This window comes from Arthrobacter sp. Y3221157, from assembly GCF_059089865.1.
This window is the reverse complement of record NZ_JBNHFD010000116.1, coordinates 1-8,546: the sequence shown is the minus strand read 5'-3', so window position 1 is coordinate 8,546 and position 8,546 is coordinate 1. Positions and strand designations below refer to the sequence as shown.

Below are 8,546 nucleotides of genomic sequence, written 5' to 3'. Positions count from 1 at the left end.
CGTGCGCGGGCCTTCCGTGGGCGGGCCCTCCTTGCGCGGGCCTCCGGGCGGCAGCCCGCCGGCAGGGCGGACCACGGTTCCGGGCCGCACACTCCGGAAGGCCGTGATGCCGGGCTCCTGTTCATGCGTGAGCTGCTGGCCGAGGTGCTCGTACAGCCCCACCACCGCCTGGTGGTCCAGCACAGCAGGCAATGATTCGATGGCCCCAACCAGGCGCTGTGCCCCGGCGACGGCTACATCGGAGTTGGTGACGCCGAACAGATCCGGCTGGGCGGCCATACAGATGAGCGGGCGGACAAACCTGCGGTGCGGCGGTGCAAGGACCGACGTGACGGCGGCGCATCGGGCCAGCGCGCCCTCCACCGCCTGGGTCCGCGCGTAGCGGCCCTGCCAGAGGACCCCGGATGCCACCCGCACTTCGCCGGTCCAGTTCTTGGCGTCCACCACCACAACCCCGCCGGGGCCAACCAGCACGTGGTCCAGGTGGGCTTTCGGGCGCCCCGGCCAGTGCACGTCGTGCATGACATACCAGCCGCGTGGCACCAACTCGCTCAGCTTGTCCGCCACCACCCGTTCGCCCGCGGCCCCAGCGTCCCACGCCTTTGTGGCATGCTCGGCCGCGTCGAGCTGGCGCTTGAGCCTGGCAACCCTCTCAGCGGCCAGCCGGGACTGCTCGGCCGCTCCGTCTCCTGCCCCCATGGTTGGTCCCTGCTTCCCTGCCGTCGCAACGGGGGCGGCTGGCCGCCGTCGTCCTTGCCTGCGGTTGTTCTTCCGGTTTTTCGAAAGTAACAGGGCGGCAGGACGCCGGTATATAAGTACTTTTCGCGGGAGTACTCAGGTTGGTTACTTGGTTTGCAGGCCCTTAGTTGATGACACGGCTTCGTCACAGGGACCCGAATATGGGCGGTTCATTTTGACTGTCGCGAGCTTCTGGCATGCTGGTGCCATGGCTAGCCGCGCGGGCACACTTGCCCAACCCCAGGACCTTGTTGACATCACTGCGCTCCTCGACGCGTACTACGACATCACGCCAGACCTCGCTGATCCGGGCCAGCGCGTTGTGTTCGGCACGTCGGGGCACCGGGGGTCCAGCCTCAAGGCGTCGTTCAACGAGAAGCACATCGTGGCCATCACGCAGGCCATCGTAGAGTACCGGGCAGCGCAGGGCGTCACCGGCCCCCTGTTCCTGGCCAAGGACACGCATGCGCTGAGCGAACCGGCGCAGAACAGCGCCCTGGAGGTGCTCGCCGCCAATGGCGTGCAGGTCCTCATCGATGCCCGGCACGGTTACACCCCCACCCCGGCCCTGAGCCATGCGATCCTCACCTACAACCGGAATGCCGGGCCCGGCGCACCGCAGGCTGACGGCATCGTGGTGACCCCCAGCCACAACCCGCCCGCGGACGGCGGCTTCAAGTACAACCCTCCGCACGGGGGCCCCGCCGATTCGGACGCCACCGGATGGATTGCCAACCGCGCCAACGAACTACTCGAGAACGACCTGCGCGGGGTGAAGCGGATCCCGGTGGCCGATGCCCTGGCTGCTGACACCACCGGCAAGTTCGACTTCCTCAGCAGCTATGTTGACGACCTGCCCTCCGTGCTCAACCTTGACGCCATCCGCGAGGCCGGCGTCAGGATCGGCGCCGACCCCATGGGCGGGGCGTCCGTGGACTACTGGGGTGAGATCGGCGAGCGCCACCAGCTGAACCTGACCGTCGTCAACCCCACCGTGGACCCGCAGTGGGCGTTCATGACGCTGGACTGGGACGAAAAGATCCGGATGGACTGCTCGTCGCCGTCGGCCATGGCCTCCCTGATCCAACGGATGTCCGACGGCGGCTCGGCCTTCGACGTGGCCACAGGCAACGACGCTGACGCCGACCGGCACGGCATCGTCACCCCCGACGGCGGTCTGATGAACCCCAACCACTACCTCGCCGTCGCCATCGATTACCTCTACCGGAACCGCAGCGGCTGGAACCCTGCCTCCGTGGTGGGCAAGACCCTGGTGTCTTCCTCCATCATCGACCGGGTGGCACAAAGCCTGGGCCGGAAGCTGGTCGAGGTGCCGGTGGGCTTCAAGTGGTTCGTGCCCGGCCTGCTGTCCGGCGAGGGCGCATTCGGCGGCGAGGAATCGGCCGGCGCCTCTTTCAATAAGAAGGACGGCAGCGTCTGGACCACGGACAAGGACGGCATCCTGCTGGCCCTGCTCGCGTCCGAGATCACCGCCGTCACGGGCAACTCTCCGTCCCAGCTGTACAAGGGCCTGACGGACCAGTTCGGTTCGCCGGTTTATGCCCGGATCGACGCCGCCGCCTCGCGCGAGCAGAAGGCGAAGCTGGGCAAGCTCTCCGCGGCGGATGTCACCGCGACGTCCCTGGCCGGCGAGGAGATCACTGCGAAGCTCACCGAGGCGCCGGGCAACGGTGCATCCATCGGCGGTCTCAAGGTGGTCACGGAGAACGCCTGGTTTGCTGCGCGCCCGTCCGGCACCGAGGACGTGTACAAGATCTACGCCGAGTCGTTCAAGGGCGAGGAGCACCTCAAGCAGGTGCAGGCCGAGGCCAAGGCGCTGGTGGACGGCGTCATCGCCTAGGCGGTTCCCTTCCCTGGGTCCAGGCTCCACAGGCGGAGGACGCGCCGGATGGTGTGGTCACCATCCGGCGCCATGTCCACCAGGGCGATCCGGTCCAGCACCACTGCGTCCCCCGGGTTCAGCCGTTTCTTGTCAGGGCCTGAGCCGTGGTGCGAGACGTGCGGCCGGTAGCCGGAGAGTGTGTGGCGCGGTGTGAGTATCCTGCCGTCCACGGCGGCCACAGCCTGGACCAGGGCCTCATGCAGGGCCTGGAGCGCCGGGTGTTGCTCCACCAGGCTGACGGCTACGGATCCGTTACGGCCAAAGGCCGCTTCCTCCCCTACGGCCATGCTGGCGCCAAGCGCGGCCCGCGCCGGAGCATCGGCGAGGGCGGCGATGCGTTCCGCCGCGCCGGCACTGCCCGGACCTCCGACGTCGAACCTCACCAGAGTGATATGCAGCGGCCAGTCAGTGCGCAGGAAAACGGCGCCTTCTGCCACGGGTTCGACGAACGCCACGAAGATGAGGTTGCGCATCGGCATGGCCCCAGTCTCCCACCACACTCCCCGGGTCCGCCCCCTCAGACGCTCTCTCACATCCCGCCCTGATAGCCCCAACCCTCTCTCACCTTCGGCGGCTTAAACGCAGTCGCTCTCTCACCGGGTGAGAGAGCGACTGCCAAAAAGCTGCTGAAAGTGAGAGAGCAACGGGATGGTTAGACGGTGCGGACGACGTCCTGGTAGGCGAACTTGGGCTTGGCTTCGCCCCATGCGTCCTCGCCGGGCTGGCCGATGTTGACCACCAGGAAGCTCTTCTGGTCTCCCTCCGGGAAGAAGGCCTCATCGATGGCACCGAAGTCGGCGCCGGTCATCGGGCCTGCGGCGAAGCCAAGGGACCGGACGGCCAGGATGAAATAGCCGGCCTGCAGGTGCGCGTTGTTGTTGCCCGTTGCCGCGGCCAGTTCGGAGTTGGCGTCGTACATGGCCTTGGGGGCGTTGTAGCCGGGGAGGAAGTTGTCCCACTCGCCGGCCCAGTCGGTGTCGTAGCTGAGGATGGCCACCAGCGGGGCGGAGGCGGTCTTGGCGCGGTTGCCGGCCATGAGCGCATCCACGAGCTTGGCGCGGGCCTCGTCCGAACGGACGTAGGTGATGCGCAGCGGCTGGGAGTTGAAGGCGGTGGGGCCGAACTTGGTGAGCTCGTAGATGGCCCGGGCCTGTTCCTCGGTGACTTCACCGGTGAACGTGTTGGCCGTTCGGGCCTCGGCGAAAATGGCGTCGACGGCGGCCGAATCGATAACCGCTTCTTCATGGGCAATGGTCATTGGCATACCTTTCGCTGCGCCTCCCCGCCTGCCGGGTCGGCCTCTTCGCTGTCCGTAGTTGCAACTTCAACCTCTGCCTGGGTCTTCCCGGAACAGCACGTGACCTTAGCCACAACGGCAGCAACAACGGCCCGGGCGGTATTCTGTTGCTGTTCATCTTCGCCATCGGCGGCACCCCCTGAAAGGCCCCTCCCATGAGCATGCTCGGAATCAAGTGGAAGCTGCACGGCACCGGCAAATCCATCAGGCCCGGCCACGTGGTGGCCCCCGATGAGCGGCTGGCCTGGCCGCTGACCATCGGCGTGGGCATGCAGCACGTAGTGGCCATGTTCGGCGCCACCTTCCTGGTGCCCATTATCACCGGCATGCCGCCGGCAACCACGCTCTTCTTCTCCGGCATCGGCACCCTGCTGTTCCTGGTGATCACCAAGGGCAGGGTGCCCAGCTACCTGGGCTCGAGCTTTGCGTTCATCGCGCCGATCATGGCATCGCAGCAGCAGTTCGGCGTGCCCGGCGCACTGGGCGGCGTGGTCCTGGCCGGCGTGGTCCTGGCCCTGGTGGGTGCCATCGTGCAGAAGTTCGGCGCAGAGTGGATCAACCGGCTTATGCCGCCCATCGTCACCGGCGCCATCGTGGCGCTGATCGGCCTCAACCTGGCCCCCGCCGCGAAACAGAACTTCGCCGCCGCGCCCGTCACCGCCGTCGTAACACTTGGCACCATCATCCTGGTCAGCGTCCTGTTCCGCGGGATCCTCGGCCGGCTCAGCATCCTGGTGGGCGTGGTGGTGGGCTACCTCGTGGCCATGCTCCGCGGCGAAGTCAGCTACGAAAAGATGAACGCGGCCGCGTGGGTGGGGCTCCCCCAGTTCCAGACCCCCGAGTTCCACATCGGCGTCCTGGGCCTGTTCGTGCCGGTGGTCCTGGTCCTGGTGGCGGAGAACATCGGCCATGTGAAGTCCGTGGCCGCCATGACCGGGCAGAACCTCGACGGCGTCTCCGGGCGCGCGCTGATGGCCGACGGCGCCGCCACCGTCCTCGCCGGCATCGGCGGGGGTTCGGGAACCACCACCTACGCCGAAAACATCGGCGTCATGGCTGCCACCAAGGTGTATTCGACGGCGGCCTACTGGGTGGCCGGCATTTTCGCCATCCTGCTGAGCTTTTCCCCCAAGTTCGGGGAGCTGATCGCCACCGTCCCCCCGGGCGTGCTGGGCGGCGCGGCAACCATGCTTTACGGCATGATCGGCATCCTTGGCGTGAAGATCTGGGTGCAGAACAAGGTGAACTTCTCCAACCCGGTGAACCTGACCACTGCGGCCGTGGCGCTGATCATCGGCATCGCCGACTATACGCTGACCGTCGGCGAGCTGACCTTTACCGGCATCGCGCTTGGTTCGGCGGCCGCACTGGTGATCTACCACGGCATGAAGGCCATCGCGAAGGCCCGTGGAACGGTGGCGGAACCGGAGTCCGAGCAGGCGGGACTGCCGCCTGCGGCCAAGGCCGCCGCCAATGCTGCCGCGAAGCGGGCTCCCAGGAAGCGCTAGGAGCTAAGCCACTTCGTCCGGACGGTTGAGCCCGTAGACGGGCCCTGGCTTGGGGCGCTTTGCCGCCAGCGATTCGTCGGACCCGTGCGGCAGGATGCGGTGCAGCACCCAGGGGAAGAAGTACTGCCGGGCCCACACCAGGTCTTCGGCCCGCGCCTGCGTCCAACCGTGGGACGGCACCGGCCGCGGCTCAAGCGGCTCAAGGGTGTGCGGCACTGCCAGCGCGTCGAGGGTGGCCACCGCAACGGCATGGTGGCCCAGCGGGGACAGGTGCAGCCGGTCCGGATCCCACATCCGGACGTCCTGGAGCTCGGGCAGGCACCAGAGGTCAACCATGATGGCATGGTGGCGGAGGGCTATCTTGTGCAAGTGCTCGTTGTAGATGGCCACCCTCCCGCGGATCTGGCTGAAGACGGGGGTGCCGCCCCAGTCCGGCCCTGCGTACAGGAGGACGGTCGCTCCCGTGGCGGCCAGCTTTTCCACTGCCTGGTCCATATGCCGGGCGAGCTTGTCCGGATCGCCGCGGCGGAAGATGATGTCATTTCCGCCGCCGAACATGGCAACCAAGTCCGGCTTCAGCGCCAGGGCCGGGGCAAGTTGCCTGTCCAGGATCTGCCGCAGCAGCATTCCCCGGACCGCGAGGTTGGCATACGCGAAGCCGGGCTGGCCGGCGCTGAGTTCCTCCGCCACACGGTCGGCCCAGCCCCGGAGCCCGCCGAGGCTCCGCGGCTCGGGATCGCCCACACCCTCCGTGTATGAGTCGCCCAGTGCCACGAACCGGTGCCAGGGGTGGCTGCCTCCGGTTTCCGTGCCGGCCCGCAGGTCCTGCTTTTCCGTTGTCATGCCGTCCTCCTTCGCACGGATGAACGCGGGCGCTGCTTCTTTGCGGCGCCCGCCGCCGGTGGCACCTCTGACTGTTGGTCCAGATCGGCCGGCGCCAGCAGGCGGAAGTCCTCGACGCCGTCGGGCGGTTCCTGCCTGATCCCCGAGACCGCCGGGCCGGGCCGCTCCATCGCGGCACTGGGCGCCACGACATTCAGCGCTGCATCCCGCAGGTCCAGCTCGTGATGCAGCGCCTGCGTCTGCAGGAACCGCAGGGCCCCCTCGCGGCTAAGGCCGTACTCGTTCATGAGGCTGCGCACCGCCAGGTCCACCAGAACCAGCGAGCTTTGCACGACGGCGAGTCCCGCCGTGGTCTCGGCCCGCTCGGCCACGCGCACCACCACGCGCAGGGCCCGCGCCACCTGGTGCACGTAGCTCCGGACCCGGACCAGGTCGTCACTGGTGAAGGCGTGGGATACGGAAGCGTAAAGGTTGATGGCCGCACTGGTGCCGCCCTCGGACACGATGGGCGCGGACAGCAGTGACTGCACCCCGTGGCTGGCGGCCGCGCTCGAATAGCCGGGCCAGCGCCGGTCCCGACTGAGATCGGACAGCAGGACGAACTCACTGGTACGCAGGGCTTCCATGACCGGCCCGTCCGCAAAGGAGCACTGCTCCCGGTCCGCCTCGCGGGCCTGCTCGGTGCTGGCGGCAAGCGTGTGCGCCTTGCCAAGGCGGAAAAGGGTGGCAGCCCAGGCGATACCGCGGCGTTCACCCTTGATGTCTGTCATGAAGTCGCGGGTGACTTCCCAGAGGTATGTCTCGACGTCCTTGCTGTCGAAAACAGGCTCTGGCGGCATTGGAAGAGGTCCCCAGCCAACCTGCCCCGTGGGTTCAGCGGCCATTCTCCACGCCTTGCTTATAAGCGCCTCGGCCTACTGCAAAACCTTGTTCTAAGAATACGTCCCGCAGCCACCTTGCAGGGAACTCCGGGAAACTTTGGGGCTTTCCGCAGCAATACCAGGTGTCAGAGCCAGACCTGGTATCCGGTCGACTTGTCGAAGAGCCTGCGGGTTGTAATGCCCTCGCCGGCGATCCACAGGACTGAACCGTCCTCCGCAGCCTGCTCAACCAGTCCGCTGGCAACGTGCTCATCCCGCAGCCAGACCTCCACGGTATGGCCAGTCAGCCGCGCCCAATCCTTGCGCAGTCCGCGGCTTGAGCCAGGTGCCGCCTCTTCTTCCTTGGGGTTGCTTTCGGCCGCTGGCAGGTCGGCCAGTACGCACAGGTTCACGGTTCCTCCATTACTGGGCAAGGGTCGAGCCGCCTCACAGGGACTCGACTGATATTTCTTTGATATATCAGGTTGGGAAACCCAGTATGTTCCAGGTCACATTCCTTGTCAAAGGAGGATCAAAACGGCAACGAGCCTTACGGGAACATGGCCTCGGCCACCAACGCCGCTTTACGCAGCGAACAGGGCTTCGCGCACCGCACGCTCGAAACCGCTGACGTGCACCCTGGCGAGTTCGGCGGCCTTACCTTCGTCCCCGTCAATGACGGCATTCAGCAGGTTCACGTGTTCATGCACATGCAGGGACAGATCGGGAAGGCGGTCGATGACCATGCACCAGATCCGGGTGGCGAGGTTGTCGTACCGGATCAGGATGTCCTCAAGGTGCGGGTTGGCAGCGGCGGCGTAGATACCCTGGTGCACCCGGGCATCGAGGCGGAGCGTCTCCGTGACTGACGCGGCCCCGACGTCGAACGCCTCGACATCCTTGAGGATGCCAAGCAGCTGGCGCCTGACAGCATCAGTGGCGACCCTCGCCGCGCGGGCGGCAGCAAGGGGCTCAAGCTGCGCGCGGATCTCAGAGATGAAGGACAGGTCCGTGACGTCCACCCGGGTGGCGAAGGTGCCGCGCCGCGGGTACGTGATCACCAGCCGGTCCAGTTCCAGCCGCTTCAGCGCCTCGCGCACGGGAGTGCGGCCAACGCCCAGTGACTTAGCCAGCGCCTCGTCGTTCAACAGCTCGCCGGGCTTGATATCCAAGACCAGGAGCCGGTCCCGGATGCTCTCATAGGCGACGTCGGCGAGGGACTTCCTGCTGCCCTCTTCCGCAGCCGCCAAAGTTTCCAGTGCCATGCCAGGACCCCTTTCCCCTCGCTGAAAATTAACTATTGACCTGCGTCACAGTCGAGTATACGCTGGGGTCCAATCTAATATATCAGTTCGCTACTTTTGAATATATCTAGAAGGAGGAGGGGACATGACCCT

The 8,546-nt window shown here is 66.5% G+C and carries 9 protein-coding genes; 2 read left to right on the top strand and 7 right to left on the bottom strand.

All coding sequences use genetic code 11. The features are described 5' to 3' along the window. Nucleotides 1-699 (bottom strand): nuclease-related domain-containing protein (locus AC5RTT_RS18810; protein WP_494146464.1); only part of this gene is annotated, 699 nt, incomplete at its 3' end. Between the two features lie 247 nt (nt 700-946). Here AC5RTT_RS18810 and pgm point away from each other — a divergent pair. Then, nucleotides 947-2,599 carry a phosphoglucomutase (alpha-D-glucose-1,6-bisphosphate-dependent) gene (gene pgm / locus AC5RTT_RS18805; RefSeq protein WP_494052525.1) on the top strand — a complete coding sequence of 551 codons (1,653 nt, stop codon included), beginning with the start codon at nt 947-949 and terminating at the stop codon, nt 2,597-2,599. On the opposite strand, the gene AC5RTT_RS18800 is transcribed toward pgm, so the two are convergent. Beyond that, nucleotides 2,596-3,114 (bottom strand): 2'-5' RNA ligase family protein, encoded by a 519-nt coding sequence (locus tag AC5RTT_RS18800; protein ID WP_494146465.1) that lies wholly within the window; start codon nt 3,112-3,114, stop codon nt 2,596-2,598. The two genes, pgm and AC5RTT_RS18800, sit on opposite strands and share 4 nt — an antisense overlap. A 179-nt stretch (nt 3,115-3,293) precedes the next feature. Further along, a complete protein-coding gene (locus AC5RTT_RS18795) occupies nt 3,294-3,899 on the bottom strand; it encodes a malonic semialdehyde reductase (protein ID WP_494146463.1) in 606 nt (201 codons plus the stop codon). A 194-nt stretch (nt 3,900-4,093) separates the two neighbouring features. On the opposite strand from AC5RTT_RS18795, the gene AC5RTT_RS18790 reads away from it, so the two are divergent. Beyond that, complete coding sequence (locus tag AC5RTT_RS18790; protein ID WP_494146462.1) at nt 4,094-5,446, top strand: uracil-xanthine permease family protein; 1,353 nt, start codon at nt 4,094-4,096, stop codon at nt 5,444-5,446. Nucleotides 5,447-5,449: 3 nt separating this feature from the next. Here AC5RTT_RS18790 and AC5RTT_RS18785 read toward each other — a convergent pair whose 3' ends face one another. From AC5RTT_RS18785 to AC5RTT_RS18770, 4 genes are all read right to left on the bottom strand, one after another. Further along, complete coding sequence (locus AC5RTT_RS18785) at nt 5,450-6,289, bottom strand: SGNH/GDSL hydrolase family protein (RefSeq protein ID WP_494146461.1); 840 nt, start codon at nt 6,287-6,289, stop codon at nt 5,450-5,452. After that, complete coding sequence (locus AC5RTT_RS18780; RefSeq protein WP_494146460.1) at nt 6,286-7,173, bottom strand: GAF domain-containing protein; 888 nt, start codon at nt 7,171-7,173, stop codon at nt 6,286-6,288. Before AC5RTT_RS18780 ends, AC5RTT_RS18785 begins: the two co-directional genes overlap by 4 nt. A 122-nt stretch (nt 7,174-7,295) precedes the next feature. After that, complete coding sequence (locus AC5RTT_RS18775; protein WP_494146459.1) at nt 7,296-7,562, bottom strand: hypothetical protein; 267 nt, start codon at nt 7,560-7,562, stop codon at nt 7,296-7,298. A 171-nt stretch (nt 7,563-7,733) separates the two neighbouring features. Next, nucleotides 7,734-8,414, bottom strand: a complete 681-nt coding sequence (locus tag AC5RTT_RS18770; protein ID WP_494146458.1) for a GntR family transcriptional regulator — start codon at nt 8,412-8,414, stop codon at nt 7,734-7,736. Nucleotides 8,415-8,546 lie beyond the last annotated feature (132 nt).

Coding starts and splice junctions, on each gene's coding strand:
- pgm (WP_494052525.1), top strand. CDS start 947: ATGGCTAGCCGCGCGGGCACACTTGCCCAACCCCAGGACCTTGTTGAC.
- AC5RTT_RS18800 (WP_494146465.1), bottom strand. CDS start 3,114: ATGCGCAACCTCATCTTCGTGGCGTTCGTCGAACCCGTGGCAGAAGGC.
- AC5RTT_RS18795 (WP_494146463.1), bottom strand. CDS start 3,899: ATGACCATTGCCCATGAAGAAGCGGTTATCGATTCGGCCGCCGTCGAC.
- AC5RTT_RS18790 (WP_494146462.1), top strand. CDS start 4,094: ATGAGCATGCTCGGAATCAAGTGGAAGCTGCACGGCACCGGCAAATCC.
- AC5RTT_RS18785 (WP_494146461.1), bottom strand. CDS start 6,289: ATGACAACGGAAAAGCAGGACCTGCGGGCCGGCACGGAAACCGGAGGC.
- AC5RTT_RS18780 (WP_494146460.1), bottom strand. CDS start 7,173: ATGGCCGCTGAACCCACGGGGCAGGTTGGCTGGGGACCTCTTCCAATG.
- AC5RTT_RS18770 (WP_494146458.1), bottom strand. CDS start 8,414: ATGGCACTGGAAACTTTGGCGGCTGCGGAAGAGGGCAGCAGGAAGTCC.